Source organism: Shimia sp. (genome assembly GCF_039969785.1).
In the GTDB taxonomy this organism is placed as follows: Bacteria; Pseudomonadota; Alphaproteobacteria; order Rhodobacterales; family Rhodobacteraceae; genus Shimia.
Window position 1 is genome coordinate 22,355 of record NZ_JBDVNC010000031.1, and the last position, 20,002, is coordinate 42,356.

Consider the following 20,002-nt stretch of genomic DNA (forward strand, 5'->3'; position numbering starts at 1 on the left):
AAACCCATGAAACAGTTTATCAATGCCAAGCAGGACATGGTGACCGAAGCGATTGATGGTACAATTGCCGCATCGGGTGGATCACTGACATGTCTGGACGGCTATCCACATATCCGCGTAGCCATGCGTGCGGATTGGGACAAATCATAGGTCGCGTTGGTGTCGGGCGGCGGGTCTGGTCATGAACCTGCACATGCAGGTTTCGTGGGCGAAGGCATGTTGACGGCTGCCGTTTGTGGCGATGTGTTTGCATCCCCATCCGTGGACGCCGTCTTGGCCGCGATCTTGGCAGTGACAGGGCCTGCGGGCTGTCTGCTTATCGTCAAAAATTACACCGGTGACCGGTTGAATTTCGGTTTGGCCGCGGAACGGGCGCGGGCGTTTGGTCATAAGGTCAGCGTGGTCATCGTGGATGATGACGTGGCACTGCCTGATCTGCCACAGTCACGCGGGCTTGCGGGCACGCTGTTTGTGCACAAGATCGTAGGTGCGATGGCCGCGAGCGGCGCGAACCTTGACGCTTGCACAATTGCGGCCAAGCGGGTGATTTCATCTACACGCAGCATCGGGCTGTCATTGGATACCTGTTCTGTTCCTGGATCTCTGAAAGAGGACCGCATTCCGCCGGGCATGGCCGAACTGGGCCTTGGTATTCATGGCGAAGCGGGCGTTGAACAGGTCGCATCGGCAGGCGCACTCGATGCCATTGCCAAGGTGACAGAAAAACTGAGCGCGGACATGCCAAGGACGCCGCATGTGGTGTTGATCAACAACCTTGGCGGGGCGTCCTGTTTGGAAATGGCCATTTTGACGGACGGCCTTTTATCGTCAGATTTCGGCCAACATATCCGCTTGGTCGTGGGGCCAAGCGCGATGATGACTGCCCTTGATATGCACGGGTTTTCGATTTCGGTTTGCGAACTGGCGGACGGGGATGAAAAGTTCTTGAGAGAAGCAGCCAATGTGCTTGCTTGGCCGGGTTGCCGCGCGGTCACCAAGCCTTTGGTACTCCCGCTTCCCGATGGTTTGACACCAATTCGAGCGCCTGCATCGGCACATGCACCAACCAAGGCATTTCTGACGAACTGCTGTGATGTGCTGATTGCGGCCGAGGGTGACTTGAATCTGCTAGATGCGAAATCTGGGGATGGTGACACTGGGTCCACATTGGCGGGCGCGTCTCGTGCTTTGATTGAGGCCATGGATACGCTGCCTTTGGCGGATCATACACAACTCTACCGTTCCATCGGGCTGGAACTCAGCCAGGCCATGGGTGGTTCGTCAGGTGTCCTGCTTGCCATTTTCTTCGCGGCAGCGGGGGATGCATCATCATCTGGCCAGACGATGCGCGATGCTTTGATTGCCGGGCTTGACCGGATGCGTCAAATCGGTGGCGCTAATCCAGGTGATCGGACCATGGTTGACGCATTGTTACCTGCTTTGGGGTCTTTGAATGATGGTTTGCCTGCGGCTGCGAAGGCGGCGCGCAAGGGGGCCGATTACACGGCATCTTTGACGTCAGCAAAAGCGGGCCGCGCGAGCTATATCAATGCGGAGCAGCTAGACGGTCATATTGAGCCCGGTGCAGAAGCTGTGGCGCCTGTTTGAGCATCTGGCCAGCCGACACGTCGACCACAACACTAAGTGATTGCCTTGCCCGTCAAGGGTACGAGCCGGCCCTTGCTGACTTGGTCGAACGTAGCGCAAGCGCAAGTTGGTCGGTGTCGCAACTGGTCAGCGTCAGTGCACTGCAGGGCAATCAAGGGGCGACAGTTCAAGTAAACCCTCAAGGCAAAGTGCAAAAGCCGCTCGGTATTTTGGCGAACGAGGTTTTTGCACGCTTGTGTGGGCCCAACGAACAGCTTGCGGCATTGATTTCGGAAGAAGTGGAAGTGATCACGTGGCTTAGGCCTGCGTCCAAGGACGTATTCGTGCTGGCCTATGATCCGCTATCGAATCGTCGAACTTGGATGTTTGTTTGCAACGGAAAGACGCGGTCACTGGCCTTGTGCGCATACCGAGGTTTGCGCTTCCGTCGACGCTCAGCCAGTTTACGTCCCAGCTCCTGAAACAGGCCGTCCTTCGAATAGGCGTACTGATAGATCGTCTCGTGAAAAATCCGATAAGGTGTTCGCGTCGCGATCTTTAAACTCCCGGCGGTTTGCTCTGGTGACCGGCCGCTCTTCAGCTTGGCGATGACTTCCTCTCGCAAGTCCACATTTTGCACCAGCTTGCGGCGTTTGAAGTGAAGCCAATCCGCCAGCGTCTGCGCCATCACATGCCAGTTGCCATCGGCCTGTGTAACTTCCGTATCATGCCACCAGTTATGTTTAATCTCACGATGAATTGTCGGCCGGTCGCGGCCAAGCGTTTCCGCGACCTATGTCTTCCTGGCTTTTGCCTGAAGCCTCGTCGCTAAGACTCTGTCCAAGGGCTAGCCAGCCGTTAAACCGCCGGCCAGACTGGTCAGAAGTCGAGCACGAGAGGTGTTTCTCCACGACTATGCGAAAAGTGAGATCAAGTATTGCTGCCGTGCATCCGCGCGCGTGGGCGACACTCAAGGCGAACAGGACCAGACTTTAATCTGGCACCCGCCCCCATTTTGATAGCAATAGCCAATCGCGTTATCCTCGGCCAGACCGCGTGAATTGCCCCAGCCAAAGCCCCAGTTGCCCTGATTGCCCTCAGCCATCGCACCACAAGTGTTGTAGAACGTCTTAACGTTATTGCAGTCCCATTCACATTCGCTCTGCAACGCGTTGACGGCGTCCTGCTCAGAATACTGGCCCCAGGAAAACCCCCACGCGCCGTTTGGACCGATCCCTACCGCGCCCCAGCAATATTCGTAACCGCACTGACCGGCCATCGCCATGCTCGGCATCGCCAATGCCATCATTGCCAACTTGAGTGTTCTTAAATTCATTTGCGTGTGTCCCCTAGTTTCAATACCAGTATGGGGCAAATTCGAAAAATTCCAAAGCACACATAAAAAAGACCCCACAGCCAACGGTCGCAGGGTCTTGTTGTCTTGCTGAAGGGCCGCTTATTCGGCGGGAACCGCTTGCTCTTCTATGGTCAGCGGCGCTGGCAGATGGGCCAGCATTTCCTTGGGGCAAACCTGAACAAAATTGTCTTTTTCAACGTCCCAGTGCTGCAGAATATCCGCGGCCTTGCGGCTGCCGGTTTCTGTGGCATGACGCTCGATCAGACCTTTCAGCTGGTTTTCCCAATGATCCACAGACACCGGACACGTCACAAGCGTTTCTGTGTTCATGACATTGTCAGCCTGCGCGTCCGGGTCATAGAGATAGGCCATGCCGCCCGTCATACCGGCACCAAAGTTAGCACCAATCTCACCCAGAATAACCGCCACACCGCCGGTCATGTATTCGCATCCGTTTGATCCACAGCCTTCGATCACCACCTTGGCGCCCGAGTTACGTACCGCGAACCGTTCGCCAGCGCGGCCTGCCGCAAACAGATGGCCATCGGTGGCGCCGTACAGGACGGTGTTGCCGATAATCGTGTTCTCAGACGCCGTAAGCGGGCTCGCCATGGGCGGACGCACCACAATCATACCGCCGGACAGACCTTTGCCGACATAGTCGTTGGCATCGCCCGAGATTTCGATTTTCAGACCCGGCGCAGCAAACGCCCCCAACGACTGTCCGGCAGACCCGGTCAGCTTGACCGTCAGGTGGTCTTCCTGCAGCGCGTTACGCATGCCGAAATTGCGCACGATATGCGAAGAGGTACGTGTGCCCACCGTCCGATGCGTGTTTTGCACGGCATAAGACAGCTGCATTTTTTCACCGTCTTCAAGGAAGCGATGCGCATCGCGCACGATTTCCGCGTCCAGCGTATCAGGCACGGCATTGCGGTCTTTGTTGCGGTTATAGGTAATGTCCGCAGCGCCATCGACCGTGATCAACAGTGGGTTCAGGTCCAGATCATCCAGATGCGCCGACCCGCGGCTCACCTGAGCCAACAGATCCGCCCGGCCAATCACGTCGTCCAGCGACCGTGCCCCGATCGAGGCCAGAATCTCGCGCACTTCCTGCGCGTAGAAGGTGATCAGGTTCACAACCTTGTCCGCCGATCCGGTGTATTTGGCGCGCAGATCTTCATCCTGCGTACACACACCAACCGGACAGGTGTTGGACTGGCACTGACGCACCATGATACAGCCCATCGCGATCAGCGCGGCCGTACCGATACCGTATTCCTCGGCACCCAGCATCGCCGCCATGACAATGTCACGTCCGGTGCGCAAACCACCATCGGTGCGCAGCGTTACACGTTCCCGCAGGTTGTTCATCGCCAGAACCTGATGCGCTTCGGTCAGACCCATTTCCCATGGCAGACCCGCGTATTTGATCGAGGTTGCAGGAGAGGCACCTGTGCCGCCATTGTGGCCGGAAATCAGGATAATATCAGCCTTGGCCTTGGCGACCCCGGCGGCAATTGTCCCAACACCTGAAGACGCCACCAGCTTGACCGTCACTTTACAGCGCGGGTTGATCTGTTTCAGATCGTAAATCAGCTGGGCAAGGTCTTCGATGGAATAGATGTCGTGGTGCGGTGGCGGTGAAATCAGCGTCACGCCTTTGGTCGAATGACGCAAACGCGCGATCAGGTCGGTCACTTTCATGCCCGGCAATTGCCCGCCTTCACCCGGTTTCGCACCCTGCGCCACCTTGATTTCCAGCTCTTCACACTGGTTCAGGTATTCAGCAGTTACGCCAAACCGGCCTGATGCGACCTGCTTGATTTTGGCCGATGGGTTGTCCCCATTTGGTTCCGGCACGAAATGCGCCGGATCTTCGCCGCCTTCGCCGGAATCCGACTTGGCACCAATCCGGTTCATCGCCACGTTCAGTGTTTTATGCGCCTCGGGCGACAACGCCCCCAGCGACATGCCCGGCGTCACAAAGCGTTTGCGGATCGCCGTGATCGATTCAACCTCTTCCAACTGGATCGCTTCGCCCAGTGGTTTGAAATCCAGCAAATCGCGCAGGTGAATCGGAGGATTGGACTGCATAGACTTCGAATATTGCTTCCACATCTGGTACGATGCTTTGTTACAGGCGGCCTGCAACATGTGCATCGTCTGCGCGCCCCACGCATGGGTTTCGCCCGATTTACGCGACTTATAGAACCCACCAATCGGCAACACGTCCTGACCACTCAGCCAGCCTTTGGCGTGAACCTTTTCGACTTTGCGCTGAATGCCGCTGACACCAATGCCGGAAATGCGGCTTGTCATGCCGGGGAAATACTCCGCGCACATGGCGCGGCTCAGACCAACCGCCTCAAAGTTCAGACCGCCGCGATAGGATGAGATCACCGAAATACCCATTTTGGCCATGATCTTGAGAAGACCCTGATCAATGGCTTCGCGATACCGCGAAACGTTTTCGGTCAGCGTGCCGTCAGCCAGCCCCCGGTCAATCCGGTCGGCCAGCGTGTCTTCGGCCAGATAGGCGTTCACAACCGTGGCGCCTGCCCCGATCAACACGGCAAAGTAATGCGGGTCAATACATTCAGCAGACCGCACGTTCAGCGAGCTGAACGTCCGCAGACCATTGCGGGTCAGATGGCTGTGCACAGCGCTGGTCGCGAGGATCATCGGCATCGCAATTCTGCCGTCGCTCTGCGCCTCGTCGCTCAGCACGATATGACCTGCACCGCTGCGCACCGCGTCTTCGGCTTCAGTGCGAATGCGTTCCAGACCGATCCGCAACGCGCCATCACCAGCACCAGCATCAAAAGTACAATCGATCCGCACAACAGTATTTTCAAAGGCATTCAGCAGGTGGTCAAACTGAGCATTGCCCACAAACGGGCTGTCCAGCATCACGATTTCCGTCTGGCTGCCATCCTCGTCCAGCACGTTCTTGAGGTTCCCAAACCGGGTCTTCAGGCTCATCACGCGGAATTCACGCAGCGAGTCGATGGGCGGGTTTGTCACCTGACTAAAGTTCTGACGGAAAAAGTGGCTGAGCGGGCGATACTTGCGCGACAGCACCGCGCTGGGCGTGTCGTCCCCCATCGAAGCCAGCGCTTCTTTGGCATCTTCGGCCATCGGCGCCAGAATTTGCTCAATTTCCTCCATGCTGAAGCCCGCAGCAATCTGACGTTTGCGCAGCTCTTCACCACCAAAGGTCGGCTTTTCTTCGACCTGACCTAATTCAGTCGCCAGATTGCGGATCTTGCCAACCCAGCTCCCATAGGGGCGTGCATTGGCCAGTTTATTCTTCATCTCGGTGTCGTGGTACAGTTTGCCTTCGGCCATATCGACGGCCAGCATCTGTCCCGGACCCAAGGCGCCCTTTTCGATGACGTCGAATTCGTCAATCGGCACCATTCCGGCCTCGGAACCCGCAATTAACAGCCCGTCGCCCGTCACAACATAGCGCATCGGGCGCAGTCCGCTGCGGTCCAGTCCGGCGCAAACCCAACGCCCATCGGTCATCGCCAGAGCGGCCGGGCCGTCCCACGGTTCCATGACCGAGTTGCAATAGGAATACATATCGCGCCACGCCTGCGGCAATTCCACCGCCTGCTTGGACCAGCTTTCCGGCACCAGCATGGTTTTCGCCATCGGCGCTGAGCGGCCCGCGCGCACCATCATTTCGAACACAGCATCCAACGCCGCAGAATCCGAACTTCCGCCCGGCACAATCGGTTTGATGTCGTCGGCCATGTCACCAAACGTGGCCGAAGCCAGGCGGATCTCGTGGCTTTTCATCCAGTTCAGGTTGCCCTTCAACGTGTTGATCTCGCCGTTATGGGCCAACATGCGGAATGGCTGCGCCAACCACCATTGCGGGAACGTATTGGTCGAATAGCGCTGGTGATAGATCGCAAACGCCGATTCAAACCGCTCGTCCTGAAGGTCGGGGTAGAAAACAGCGACCTGTTCGGCCAGCATCATGCCCTTATAAATGATTGACCGGCACGACAACGACGCCACATAGAGCCCGTTGATATTGCCTGCGGCAGCCGCTTTTTCGATCCGGCGACGGATCACATACAGCTCGCGCTCAAACGTTTCCTCGTCGACACCCTTGGAGTTCGAGATCAAAATCTGTTCGATCTCAGGACGCGTCGCATTGGCCTTTTCACCCAAACAAGTGATGTCGACCGGCACGTGGCGCCAGCCATAGATGCCATAGCCCATTTTCAGAACTTCGGACTCAACGATGGTCCGGCAGGCTTCCTGTGCGCCATGATCGGTACGCGGCAGAAACACCTGACCCACAGCCATCAGCTGATCCATATGGGGTTCATGGCCGGTCCGGCGGATCTGATCATAAAAGAAATGCACCGGAATTTGCACGTGGATACCCGCGCCATCGCCGGTTTTGCCATCCGCATCCACAGCACCCCGGTGCCAGATCGCTTTAAGCGCAGTGATCCCGGCCTCAACAACCTTGCGGCTGGGCTTACCATCGACCGACACAACCAGACCAACCCCACATGAGGAATGCTCTTCCTCTTGCGTATAAAGCCCGTTCTCGGCCATCCATGTCCGCTTGGCTTCTTCCTCGCGAACCCAGTTTTCATCATATTTGGTCATTGGGGCTCTCCTTCTTCCGAGGGCGCGAACTACGCGATCGTCTCGGCCCTGGTCAATTGAATTCTTGTTTCCGGGAACGCGTGTACACAGGTCTTCTGATCCACAAAAAATTCGCGTTCCAAAGTCAAATCGTCGGTGTCGTCAAACAGACCCGCCGAAAGGTTAATCCGATCCGTACCCAGCGCCTTGTACCAAAGCGCGGTGCCGCAACGATTGCAGAACCCGCGCTCGGCCCAGTCCGAGCTTTGGATGGTAGAGACGGCAGACATGTCCGCGACGCTCAGGTCAGCTTGCTTGAGCGGCACACCCAGAAACCGGCTTCCGGTCCAGCGGCGGCACATGTCGCAATAGCAGGAGTTGAACTTTGCCGGTGTGTCTTTCACGGCGAATGTCACCGCGCCACACATGCATTGTCCTGTTTTCGGGCCACTCATCTCGTCACCCCTCACAACCGAAATTTGAGGTCACGCTCAGAAAGCCGTCTTCACCGGGCATTGCGATCTGGCGCGGTGTCCATTCCAGACGGCTGGCATTTCCGAATTGTTCAACATCGGCTGACCCTTCGATAAACAGACGGCCGTCCGGCGTGGCATAGGTGACAAAATCGTATTGCGCGGTCACACCATTCTTTCGAACGGTCATATTGCGCGTCACGGACCCCACGCGCAGCGTGTGGCCATTCAGCTCAACTTCCGCGTCGCTCATGCGCATTTGCGAAACAACGTCCAGCTTGTTGTCCTTCAGAACGCCGGTCGCAAACCCGTACTCGCGTGCGCCCAGACTTTCGCCGGTTTCAAGCGCTTGGGTCAGCGATGCCTCTGGTGCGGTTCCCGGGCTGGCCAGCACGGAATTTGTGTTGCCGTCCGCCACATATTTCAAAAGATCCCAGTCCGGGCCGAACACATGCGTGTCGGTCAGCCTTGTCTTGTAAAATGAATATACCTCGGTGCGGTCTCCGCATCTGACATAGTTGGACACGATACAGCTGTCGCGATGAACAGTGGCATAAGCTTCGCAACCTTCGCCCACGGCCATCGTCTGGGCCGCAAGCGACGATCCGGTCAGAATCGCAATCCCGAAACTTAGGGCAGTTACCTTGCGCATAGCCTGGTCCTTTCCACTATTGATCAGTCAGCTTTGTTGTCGTTTCTGCGCCGCCTGTCCTGACGGCGCACCGACACAATACCGACGCGATACCGACGCTGTGCCGATCCCTATTCTGCGGCCACGGCAGTTGCGGCGCCGAACGAGTTCAGGATCGCATCGGCGCAGTCACGCCCATCCTTGATCGCCCAGACAACCAGACTTGCGCCACGTACGATGTCACCCACCGCATAGACGCCATCCAGCTCGGTTGCGCCGGTTGTGAACTGTGCCTTGACGGTGCCCCAACGGGTCACTTCCAGCGCCGGTTCATCCCAAAGTGTGGGCAGGTCTTCGGGCTCGAAACCCAATGCCTTGATCACCAGATCCGCATCTTCAACGTAATCGGCACCTTCGATCACCTCAGGGCTTTGACGGCCCGAAGCGTCGGGCTGTCCCAGACGCATCTTCTGCACCATCACACCTTTGACCGGATCACCGGCAAAGCCTTTGGGCGCTGACAGCCAGACAAATTCCACGCCTTCTTCTTCGGCGTTCTGCGTTTCGCGCTGCGATCCCGGCATATTGGCCCGGTCACGGCGATACAGACATTTGACGCTTTCTGCGCCCTGACGGATCGCTGTGCGCACACAGTCCATTGCAGTGTCACCGCCACCGATCACAACAACCTTTTTGCCTTCGGCGTTCAGTTCGCCGCTTTCAAACTCGGCCACAGTGTCGCCAAAGCTCAATCGGTTCGACGCAGTCAGATAATCAATCGCCTTAACAATACCCCCGGCACCAGCGCCAGGGCCTTGTAAATCACGGCTTTTGTAAACACCCGTGGCAATAACCACGGCGTCATGCGCGTCGCGAATTTCGGCAAAGCTGATGTCTTTGCCCACTTCGCAATTCTGCTTAAAGGTCACGCCGCCCTGTGCCAGCTGATCATTGCGGCGCATGACGATGTCTTTTTCCAGCTTAAATCCGGGGATACCATAGGTCAGCAATCCACCGGCACGGTCATGGCTATCATATACAGTGACCTGCACGCCCGCACGACGCAGACGATCCGCAGCGGCCAATCCGCCGGGGCCAGCACCAATGATGCCAACGCTTTCTGTGCGTTCCTGAGTCGGAGACGGCGGCTTGACCCAGCCATTGTCCCACGCGGTATCTGTGATGTATTTTTCAACAGCACCAATGGTCACTGTTTCGTGGCCAGATTGCTCAATCACGCAATTGCCTTCGCACAAACGGTCCTGCGGGCAGATGCGGCCACAGATTTCCGGGAATGTGTTGGTGGCCTGGCTGATGCTATACGCTTCTTCCAAACGACCCGTCGCGGTCATGTTCAGCCAATCGGGAATGTTGTTGTGCAATGGACAATGCGATTGGCAATACGGCACACCGCATTGCGAACAGCGGCTCGCCTGTTCTTCGGCCTTGGCCTTTGCGAACTCAGCGTATATCTCATCGAAATCCTGTTTCCGTACAGTCGCGTCACGCTTATCAGGCATGTCACGTTCCACAGATACAAATTTGAGCATAGGTTGCTTAGCCACGGCAGCTTTCTCCCGATCCACTTCAGTGCAGCGTGTTTAAGCAAAAACGAAACAAGATAAAAGTCAAAAGTACTGACCTAAATTCACTATTTTTGCCCACGGGCGCGCGGGATTTCGCTGCAATGCGGTATTTTTCCGGCCGAACCGGACCTAAAAAACAACTTTCCTTTTATTTTCTGTAACTTATACCTTTACCTCATCACCGCCACCCGCGAGGCCCAATGTCGCTGTTTCACATTATACTGGTGGCTCTTATTCAGGGCGTCACCGAATTTCTGCCGGTCAGCTCCTCAGGCCACCTGATTCTGCTGCCGAATCTCACCGGGCTACAAGATCAGGGACAGGCTATTGACGTGGCTGTGCACATGGGCACCCTTGGGGCTGTGGTGCTGTTCTTCTGGTCAGATGTGCGCGCCGCCATTCTGGGATTGCCACGCCTGATGACCGGGCGCAGGGACACACCGGGATCACAGCTGGCGTTTCTTCTGATTGTCGCAACGATACCGGTCATCCTTGCGGGCCTTGTTCTCAAACTCACAGGTCTGGACGACGCGATGCGATCGGTTGCGGTCATCGGTTGGGCGATGCTGGTGTTCGGTATTGTGCTCTGGTGGGCCGACCAATACGGCGGCAGCACAAAAACCAAAAGCGACTGGACCTTGCGTGACGCGCTGATCATGGGCGTTTGGCAGGCGGTGGCGCTGATCCCCGGAACATCGCGATCCGGGATCACCATCACCGGTGCCCGAAATCTGGGATACACCCGTCATGACGCAGCCAAACTGTCTATGCTGATGTCTATCCCCACGATCATCGCCAGCGGTGTACTGCTTGGCATCGAAGTTGCCGGACAAGCTAACGTTGAGGTCGCACGAGACGGTGCCATCGCCGCCGCGATCTCCTTTGTCGCCGCCCTCTTCGCGCTCAGCTTTATGATGCGCCTTTTGCAGGCGGTCAGCTTTACGCCATATGTGATTTACCGAGTGTTTCTGGGGCTGATTCTGCTTGGTTTCGCATACAGTTAGGGCGGATCAATCGACCCGCCCTTAAATCCGTATCAATTTCCAACAAGCGTATCAGACGCTGAGATTCTTAGCTGAATTCTTGATCGCGTCGTATTGCCCTGTCGGGCGATACCGCCAAAGGTACTCGCTGAGGATCGATTCTGGCGCGGTGGGTTGGATGCCCAGCTCGGCAAACCCCTGCGCGCCCTCAGACACGATGTTATCATTGTGCAACAGCTTCACCTGATCGCGGGTCAGAATTTTGTTGTCCACCAGACCGAACAGAACCTTGCTGGCCATGTCGAAACCCCAGCCCATCATGCGGCCAACGCCAAAGGGCAGGTTCACGACAATCTTGGTTCTCAGAATTTCCTTGAGGATAACATCGACCCATCCCCGCAAGGATTTCACCTCGGGTCCGCCAAGCTCAAAAAGCCCTTCTGCTTTGCCTGTGACACCCATGACCGCTGCTTGCGCGACGTCGTCCACGAAAACCGGCTGGAACATTGTATCGCCACCAATCAGCGGCAAAAACGGCCCCATGCGTGCCATTGACGCGAAACGATTAAAGAACTGATCATCCTGACCAAACACAACCGAGGGACGCAGGATCATGGCACCGGGCATATGGGCCAGAACGCCAGCCTCGCCTGCTGCTTTGCTCTGTGCATAGTCGCTGTCGGATGCGGTATCGGTTCCGATCGCAGAGATATGCACCATGCGTGCGACGTCATTGGCGGCGGCAATCCGGGCGATACGTTCGGCGCCGTCTGCCTGCACGGCGTCAAACGTGTTCTTACCGCTGTTATCTAGAATTCCAACACAGTTCACCACGGCGTCCGCGCCGTTCATCACAGCCGCAACCGACGCGTCATCGCGAATGTTGCAAAACACCGGCTCAACCTGACCAACAGTGCCGTAAGGTTTTACAAACATTGCCTCGTTCGGACGGCGCACCGCAACGCGCACGCGCCAGCCCTCTTTGGCCATGCGTTGTGCAATGTGGCGTCCAACAAAACCAGAACCGCCGTAGATGGTGACAAGTTTCGACATTTTGGGCCTCCGCACAATTAAATGTTAGTTCGGAATAACGCTGACACGCCTTGGGAACAAGCCGCAAACACATACCCGCGACAAGAATCCTCAGGCTGTCGCGTCGGCGGTAGCAAAAAGTTTTTATCTTAAATGGCAAGCGCGTCACGATTTTCTCAATATTCAGAAAAACATCGTTGACACCACACCCCCTCGGGTCTAAATGCCAGCTTCACCAACCCGTGCCCAGATGGCGGAATTGGTAGACGCGCTAGCTTCAGGTGCTAGTGTCCGTATGGACGTGGAGGTTCGAGTCCTCTTCTGGGCACCATAACAAGGTCGTATTGCCCTTATTATTAAAGCTCTGAGAAGCAGGGTCTGGTCTCAACCCCACATTTACCCCCACATTTGCTGCGTATCACCGCTATTTGTTGGGTGCAACCGGGCGGTTCTTGAAAAATGCACCGGAGATTTTTCCAGTGGGCATTGATAGAGATGACTGCCCGCCTTGAAGGGCAAGGGGGTGTCGGGCGTCATCGGGCGAGTTGGCCAGGCTTTGACTTATCCAGTGCCTGACCCGGTCAATCCGACTGTTAATATTATGGGTACACTCTCGGACAGCGCAGCTTTTCAGCCATGGCATCACGCCCAGCGCGTTCGCCCAGTTGATCTTGAAGGCTTAGATCCTCGAACACCGTGAAGGCCCCCCGGGGCAGGTGCCCGATGCCATCCCACTGCGCCATGGCGATACACCGTTCGTGGTGACACTGGGCAGGGGTCAGCTTGCCGTCGCTCAGCATATCTGCGGTCGCACGCAGGCTTTGCGTATCTCTGCGTGGTCATTGATCTGTTCTCGCGGCGTGTTGTCGTTGGGCAGTCCAGTCACGCCAAACATCAGAACTGGCAGTTCAGGCATTGCTGATGGCAATCTGGCGGCGAAAGTCCAGGCCAAGCCTGCTGATCCATTCAGATCAAGGCGCAAAATTCACCAGCCGTGAATGGGTCGCTTTCCTGTGCGAACACAATCTGGAACACTTGATGAGCCGCAGGGGCAATCGCCCCTCCTCTCGGCAGATTTGCTTTGCAAATCGCCTGCCGGGCAAAGGACAACGCAGTCGCCGAGAGCTTCTTTCAGCTCTTGAAGCGGGAGAAGTTCAGGCGGTGAAAATACCGCACCCGCGAGGAAGCGCGACGTGCAGTCTTCGAATACATCGAGCTGTTCTACAAACCAAAACGCAACCACACGAACAACGGCATGCTGTCGCCCCCTCTCACACATGATTTGCATGTGTTGCCGGCAATGGTTGACTTCGAAGAAAGACGGCTCAAACTGAAAAAATCAGGCGTCTACGAAACTGAGGACAGCTCAGAACGAGGAAAACTTCGGGCGGCAGGTCATAAGAGACCAAATGACACCAAACTGAATGACGGCAGGTGCGTTCGGTACCAAGTCAAGCGCAAAACGACAGGCTTTCAATGTTGCGAAAATCATACACAGATAGCAGCGTATCCCGATTGACAGGTGATACAAAAGCTACATCTATCGTCTTTCCTTTAAGTTGAATTCCGAATTTTATTTGAAACGCGCCGGACGTTCTTAAACTTCACCTGGCGAACTATCAAAACAGGAAATCATCCTCCGAGTAAGCCAACCCGGCCCCCACATCTGCAAACGCAACCCCATCAAGCAGTATCGAATTGGCCCCAGCCACGATCCGCGCCGTGCCCCCTGCGTCTTGCAGGTGGTTCGCGAGCAGATCAACGAACCCGGCGATCGCGACGACGCCGGCAAGGTTGATCTTCTCGCCATCCGCCGCCTCGAACCCAAAGATCGTGTCATTGCCAAAGCCGCTGGTAAAGACGAATCGATCAAGGCCCGCGCCGCCGGTCAATTGGTCCTGACCCACGCCGCCATTGAGCGTGTCGTTGCCATTACCGCCAAACAGCTGGTCGGCGTTCGCCCCGCCAAACAATTGGTCAAAACCCAGGCCGCCCCGCAGAACGTCGTTGCCCGCCTCTCCGCGGAACACGTCATTGCCCGCGCCACCGTTGACCGTATCGTTACCATTGCCGCCAAATACAGTGTCTTGACCCGGCGTGCCCCCCTGAGCGTTGTCGTTAAAGACATCAAAGCCGTTGCCCAGCCGAACCTCGTCACGCCCATTGCCGCCAAAGACGGTGTCATTACCGAGGCCACCCAGCAGCGTATCGGACCCGTCTCCACCAAAGAGCTGGTCGAAGCCAGCGCCCCCTAAGATTGAGTCATTGCCCGCTTCACCCCGGAACTCGTCAAAGCCAGCCCCACCGTTGATCGTGTCATCACCATTGCCGCCAAACACCGTGTCACGCCCGGCGTCACCGCCCTGGCCGTTGTCGGTAAACAGGTCAAAGCCATTGCCAAGTCGCGCTTCATCGCGCCCATTGCCACCAACAACCGTGTCATTACCGAGACCACCCAGCAGCGTATCGGACCCGTCTCCGCCAAAGAGCTGGTCGAAGCCAGCGCCCCCCAAGATTGAGTCATTGCCCGCTTCACCCCGGAACTCGTCAAAGCCAGCCCCTCCGTTGATCGTGTCATCACCATTGCCGCCAAACACCGTGTCACGCCCGGCGTCACCGCCCTGGCCGTTGTCGGTAAACAGGTCAAATCCATTGCCAAGCCGAACCTCGTCACGCCCATTGCCACCAACAACGGTGTCATTACCGAGACCACCCAGCAGTGTATCGGACCCGTCTCCGCCAAAGAGCTGGTCGAAGCCAACCCCGCCTTCGACATAGTCGTCGCCTGCCTGCGCAGCATAGCTATCGTCGCCACCCAGCAGGTCGATCGTGTCGTTACCAGATGTTCCCAAAAGATCATCCGCGCCTTCGGTTGGAACAGGGCGCGGGATAGGATCGCTCGAAACTGAGACAAACTCGACCGCAGCACCGGCCCCGTCCGTGTAGGTGATCACGACCCCGACGCGGGCCTCGACGTCATCAGTCCCCACCACGTAAGTCTGCCCGGTCGCATTAGGAATATCGGCACCATCGCGTTGCCATTGGAACGAGAAAGGACCGGCCCCGTCGGGCTCGACAATTGCAACCGTTGCTGTGAGCGTGGCCCCCAGCTCAGCTGTTCCGGTAATCTCGACGCTGCCAGTTGCAGGCTCGTCGCGGTTTTCAATCGTGATGGTCAGGTCAGTTTCGGCGTCTGGGTTTGTGCCGACCGAGGGGTCATCCACCTCAACCGTGACCGCGAGGCTGGCCTGTGTCTCAAAGTCAAGCGATGCTCCCGCGCGCAGAAACAGCGCCGCGCCGTCGATCTCAAACAAGGCCGCGTCTGCGCCCGAAAGGCTAACTGCATTGGTCCCCTTCGCGTCGTCGTTCACTGTAATATCGGCGACCTTGATTCGTTCAGAGGTGTCGACATCCTCGGCTATCGTCGTGGTCGCGCCTTCAAGCGAGACCGCACTGGGAGCCTGATTGGGGTTGGTCACCTCGTCGGCCAGTTCGGCATAGGTGAAGGTCCGGTCGTCGAACATGATCGTCTCGACATCTTGGTGGATCACGTCCGTGCCATCCGCAGTCGTGACCTCAATGCTGCCTCCAAAATCAACGCCAGTCATCGAGGTGCTGTCGGCCGCGATCTTGACAGTGTCGTCGCCATCGCCCCCGAAGATCACGTCGTCGTCTAGCCCCCCGATCAGCAGATCGTCTCCGGTTGAACCGTCTAGCGTATCGTCGCCCTCCCGGCCGTCCAAAGTGTCGTTGCCGTCATCGATCCAAAAAGACGAATCCGCCGTAGCTCCGGGTGTTTCGATGCGCGAAGGCGTTGAGCTTTGAGGTGGGTTGGTAACATCGTATCGCTCTTTGTCACCATATCCCCCCATCAGGACGTCATCACCTGCGAACCCAGTCAGGTAATCAGCCTCATAAGAACCGACCATAGTGTCATTTGCGTTGAAGATATTGGTTTGGTAGAAGTCCCAGGTTGCCGATTGCATTGTCTCGAGCGTCTGCTCAATACCCTGAATCCCAACCCGGTTTGTTCTGCCAGTGCTGCTTTCGGTATCTACCAAAACACGGTTTACTATGCCGGTCGCGGGATTCAAAAAGCCTTGCCCTTCAAAACGCGCGCGGTTTCCATCGGCATTGGTGAAATCGAACTGATTGCTCTGGTTAGAGCCTTGGCTGGCCGTGCCCGCCACAAGGAATTGACGACCCGCTCCAGCGTCTGACATGTCGATGGCTCGTCCGACAAAGTAGTCGCCCGCAAATACCTCAACCGGGTCTTCACGGATCGGCGTAATATCTGCCAGATTTACCAGCGCATCTGTGAACGCGATCCGTTCGATTGAGACAAGACGATGCGTCTCGCCGCCTGCCGAAACATCAACATGGTTGCGGCTTGAGAAATCAAACACAGCGTCTGCTTGCGCGATGTCCAGAATTAGCCGATCTTCGCCAGCCCCACCATTGAACGTGTCGCTGCCCCCACCACTGCGGAAAATGTTGTCGCCTGTCGTCCCGGTGATGAAATTGTCACCCGAATTTCCCGTGCCGCTCAGATCGCCCGCGCCGCTCAGAGTCAGCCGCTCGACGTGATCGGTCAGGGTATAATTGATTGTCGAGCGTACCTCGTCGAAACCGTTGTCGCTGCCGGTCTCGACCACCACATCGCCGGCATCGTCGACAGTGAAACGGTCGTTGCCTGCCCCGCCGACCATCGAGTCCGCGCCAGTGCCGCCGTCTATAAAGTCGTTGCCCGCGCCACCATCCAACGTGTCATTATCCGCGCCTGCCACCAGCCGATCGTGGCCATCGCCCCCCGACATGCTGTCGGTCCCTGCGCCGCCTTCAAGCGTGTCATTGCCGCCCAGGCCGGACAACGTGTCGTCTCCGCCTGTGCCGCTGATCAGGTTCGCCTGATCGTTGCCCGTGCCCGCGCTGCCAGTTGTACCGGACAGTTCAAGAACCTCGATATGGTCGCCCAGAGTATAGTCGCTGTCGGCCCGCACTGTGTCAGATCCACCGCCAGCGGCTTCCACCGCGATGTCGCCGGCCGCGTCCACGAGGAACAGATCATTGCCCGAGCCCCCCATCATGTGGTCGGCACCCGCGCCCCCATCCAACGTGTCGTTGCCAGCGCCCCCGTGGACGTGGTCGAAGTCTGCGCCACCCTGCACAAGGTCGTCATCCGCCCCACCTTCGAGTGAATCTTCCCCGTCGCCACCGATGAGTGTGTCGTCGCCATCACCGCCAAAGACCGTATCGTCGCCAAGGCCGCCATCGATCGAGTCATTGCCCTGCAACGCGTTAACCGAGTCGTTGCCCGCTAGCGCGTCGATCACGTCGGCCCCGGTTGTGCCGAGCAGGGTGTCGTCGCCCGGCGTAGTGATGTTGTTCAGCGTGATCTGCAGGGTGCGTGTGGTCGTGATGCCCCCGATGGTTGAACTGACAGAGATGACGACAGGCCCGTTCTGCGCATATGCCACGTCCTGCGTGGCCTCTTGGCGCGCGCCGGTGCCGGTCGTCTGGGCTTGTGGCCCGCGCCCGTCACCCCAGTCGATCGTAACCGAAGCGCCGAGGTCCGCTGTGTACGCGATGGTGGGTGTCGCGTCCTGCGTGATGTCGTCAGTGTTCGAGGAGCCAGTGTCGCTTGACGCCACCAGGTCCACCGGTGCTGTCACCGTATAGACACTGAAGCTTGCGGGATTTAATACATTGGTTGTGATCAGTTGCAGCACGCCATCCACCACGACCGGATGCACGTCGCGCACAACATTGAGGTTGTTGCCTGTGCTGCCGCCGTCGTTGACCGTGAGCCCCGCGACGTTAGCTACATTCGTGAGCGTGCCTGCCGCCGACATCTCGAAGACCGAGAAGCCATTATCACTAGCGCCCGTGGCAACGAGGTAGGTCTTGCCGTCCAGTACAAAGGTCTCGAAGGCTGTGACAGCGCCGATAAATAGGGTTGCGTTGTCTTGCAAGCCAGCGGTTTGCGTCAAGCTTCCGTCGACGGGATTGACGCGGAACACGGTCAGGGTGCCTTGGTTTTCGACGTTCAACTCACCCCATGATGCGTAGACAAGGTAGTCGGTTCCGCCGATCTCGACCGCTTTCAACTGGGAAGGACTCTGTGACGAGTCAGGTGTGAATTGATCAAAGCCCACAAACTCTGAAAAAGTCAGCGAACCATTAGCGCCTATCTCATGGATGACGATGCCGTTGCTTGAAGGCTGATCCCTATTATCAAAATCGAAGATGGTCGAGTAAACAAAACCGCGACCCGTCTGTGATGCATGCACGCCCACTGTGCTTTGGAATTGAATTCCGTTGCCTTGAGGCCCTTGTCCCCACTGCGCGTCCAACTCGGTGACGTTGATGCTGTCGCGCGCGAAAAGTCGACCGGTGGATGTGGCGCTAAAAACTGTCAAACCACGCTCAAAGTTGGCGCCATTTTCAGGCGGGTCAAACAGGCCGCTGGTCACGAAAAAATCGCCCACTTTCACAAGACTCATGCCGTTTCCACTGAAGCCTGCCACAAATTCTGGGCCGTCCAAAAAACGGTCGTTGATATTGACCATCGCACGTGCAACCATCGTGGTGGTCAACGGCTGACCGGTTGTCAATGTGTCGTGAAAGGCCAGTGTCAGGTTAGTCGCAACGATCCCTTCAACTGTCTTAACATAAAGAAACGTATCTCCTCCGAATTCGAGTGTTTGCATCGCAGATGCAAAGAAGGTGCGGAAGGCGCCGCCTTCAGGTGCGCGTGGAATGTCGCCCACATGCGTGGCTTGACCTGTCGCATCGAGCGTGAAGATCGACATTCCGCCATCGGTTTTTTCGGTCCCTGATGCAAAGAGGTACGTTTGTCCGCCAAGCACGGCGGTGGCGACGGTGCCCAGTCCGTCAAGTTGAAAGTCCGTTCCGTCAGAATCCTTGACGATGTCAGTATTTTCAAACTGCAGTCCGAGGTTCAGCGTAGGCGCGTAGACCGCGCGCGCCTCGGCGCTGAACGCTGTTGCCACACCTTGTGTCAGCGCAAAACTATCGGCGTCGCGCCCGCCCACCACTGCTGTCGTTCCAACAACGCGCGCGCCGGTGATCTCAGACAGGGCCGCTAGTAACTCCGCCCCATCCGGGCCCGAAGCGACTTCGCAACCTGTGATGGCAATGGTTCGCTCATGTCCGAGCGCCGCGCCTATGCGCGCCAACAGATCCGCGTGCTGCTCCAGTCCCTGCGCTTCGAGCACCAGATCACCCAAGCGCAGCTGCCCAGCCTTGGCATGTCCTACGATATCCAGACGATCGATCTTCCCTGGCGCAGTCTCAAGTTCTGAGGCGATCCGCTCAAGCGGATGGTCGCGCCCGCTCAGTGTCAGGTGTGCACTCTCGGGCGGAAGTGCCTTTGCCAGTGTAGATGTGTGTTCTACGTTTTCGTCAAAGACGACAAAGCGATTCGGAAAGGATGTATTGATCATGCAGATGCCCCTGTTGGCCCGCATGCAGACACCTTATCTTGCGCGCGTCAAAGCGCGCACCAAAAGCGTACAAACATACATGACCGGTACTAATTTCATGGTTTGCGAACACCATACCTAGCTCTTGGAGCATTCCCCACGCCCCACATACAGACCTGATGCCGCAGGTGCCGCTTGTTCTATTTCTCAACTGAGCAGAGCATATAAACTCGCACTATGTAAAGAAAATTCACCCCGAGCCTGTACAGTACATACTATTGAGCAGCTTAC

Annotated in this window: 12 protein-coding genes, 1 tRNA gene and 1 pseudogene; 5 read left to right on the forward strand and 9 right to left on the reverse strand. The window is 57.1% G+C overall.

Annotated features, from left to right (window positions below):
• The first annotated feature begins 6 nt into the window (after positions 1–6).
• A complete protein-coding gene (locus ABJI08_RS13885) occupies positions 7–150 on the forward strand; it encodes a hypothetical protein (protein ID WP_348402445.1) in 144 nt (47 codons plus the stop codon).
• Between the two features lie 54 nt (positions 151–204).
• Positions 205–1,608, forward strand: coding sequence for a dihydroxyacetone kinase subunit DhaK (locus ABJI08_RS13890; RefSeq protein WP_348402516.1), 1,404 nt, complete (start codon positions 205–207; stop codon positions 1,606–1,608).
• A 331-nt stretch (positions 1,609–1,939) separates the two neighbouring features.
• Here ABJI08_RS13890 and ABJI08_RS13895 read toward each other — a convergent pair whose 3' ends face one another.
• The 6 genes from ABJI08_RS13895 to ABJI08_RS13920 all read right to left on the reverse strand — a co-directional run bounded on the left by ABJI08_RS13895 (position 1,940) and on the right by ABJI08_RS13920 (position 10,230).
• Positions 1,940–2,275, reverse strand: a complete 336-nt coding sequence (locus tag ABJI08_RS13895) for a hypothetical protein (RefSeq protein ID WP_348402446.1) — start codon at positions 2,273–2,275, stop codon at positions 1,940–1,942.
• A gap of 282 nt (positions 2,276–2,557) precedes the next feature.
• On the reverse strand, positions 2,558–2,923 hold the full coding sequence (locus ABJI08_RS13900) for a DUF4189 domain-containing protein (RefSeq protein WP_348402447.1): 366 nt from the start codon (positions 2,921–2,923) through the stop codon (positions 2,558–2,560).
• Positions 2,924–3,043: 120 nt separating this feature from the next.
• On the reverse strand, positions 3,044–7,582 hold the full coding sequence (gltB, locus tag ABJI08_RS13905; protein WP_348402448.1) for a glutamate synthase large subunit: 4,539 nt from the start codon (positions 7,580–7,582) through the stop codon (positions 3,044–3,046).
• A 29-nt stretch (positions 7,583–7,611) separates the two neighbouring features.
• Positions 7,612–8,016, reverse strand: a complete 405-nt coding sequence (locus ABJI08_RS13910; protein ID WP_348402449.1) for a GFA family protein — start codon at positions 8,014–8,016, stop codon at positions 7,612–7,614.
• 4 nt (positions 8,017–8,020) lie between these two features.
• Positions 8,021–8,686, reverse strand: coding sequence for a hypothetical protein (locus ABJI08_RS13915; protein WP_348402450.1), 666 nt, complete (start codon positions 8,684–8,686; stop codon positions 8,021–8,023).
• Between the two features lie 110 nt (positions 8,687–8,796).
• On the reverse strand, positions 8,797–10,230 hold the full coding sequence (locus ABJI08_RS13920; protein ID WP_348402451.1) for an NAD(P)-dependent oxidoreductase: 1,434 nt from the start codon (positions 10,228–10,230) through the stop codon (positions 8,797–8,799).
• 221 nt (positions 10,231–10,451) lie between these two features.
• Between ABJI08_RS13920 and ABJI08_RS13925 the strand changes: the two genes are divergently transcribed.
• Positions 10,452–11,255 carry an undecaprenyl-diphosphate phosphatase gene (locus ABJI08_RS13925; protein ID WP_348402452.1) on the forward strand — a complete coding sequence of 268 codons (804 nt, stop codon included), beginning with the start codon at positions 10,452–10,454 and terminating at the stop codon, positions 11,253–11,255.
• A gap of 51 nt (positions 11,256–11,306) precedes the next feature.
• On the opposite strand, the gene ABJI08_RS13930 is transcribed toward ABJI08_RS13925, so the two are convergent.
• Positions 11,307–12,287: a complex I NDUFA9 subunit family protein gene (locus tag ABJI08_RS13930; protein WP_348402453.1), complete on the reverse strand. Its 981-nt coding sequence runs from the start codon at positions 12,285–12,287 to the stop codon at positions 11,307–11,309.
• 223 nt (positions 12,288–12,510) lie between these two features.
• Here ABJI08_RS13930 and ABJI08_RS13935 point away from each other — a divergent pair.
• Positions 12,511–12,597, forward strand: a tRNA-Leu gene (locus ABJI08_RS13935).
• Between the two features lie 268 nt (positions 12,598–12,865).
• On the opposite strand, the gene ABJI08_RS13940 is transcribed toward ABJI08_RS13935, so the two are convergent.
• Positions 12,866–13,066 (reverse strand): hypothetical protein, encoded by a 201-nt coding sequence (locus ABJI08_RS13940; RefSeq protein ID WP_348402454.1) that lies wholly within the window; start codon positions 13,064–13,066, stop codon positions 12,866–12,868.
• Here ABJI08_RS13940 and ABJI08_RS13945 point away from each other — a divergent pair.
• Positions 13,066–13,614: pseudogene (locus ABJI08_RS13945) on the forward strand (DDE-type integrase/transposase/recombinase); the annotation flags it as partial. The gene ABJI08_RS13940 and the pseudogene ABJI08_RS13945 sit on opposite strands and share 1 nt — an antisense overlap.
• A 271-nt stretch (positions 13,615–13,885) precedes the next feature.
• On the opposite strand, the gene ABJI08_RS13950 reads toward ABJI08_RS13945, so the two are convergent.
• A complete protein-coding gene (locus tag ABJI08_RS13950; protein ID WP_348402455.1) occupies positions 13,886–19,732 on the reverse strand; it encodes a DUF4347 domain-containing protein in 5,847 nt (1,948 codons plus the stop codon).
• Positions 19,733–20,002: the final 270 nt, after the last annotated feature.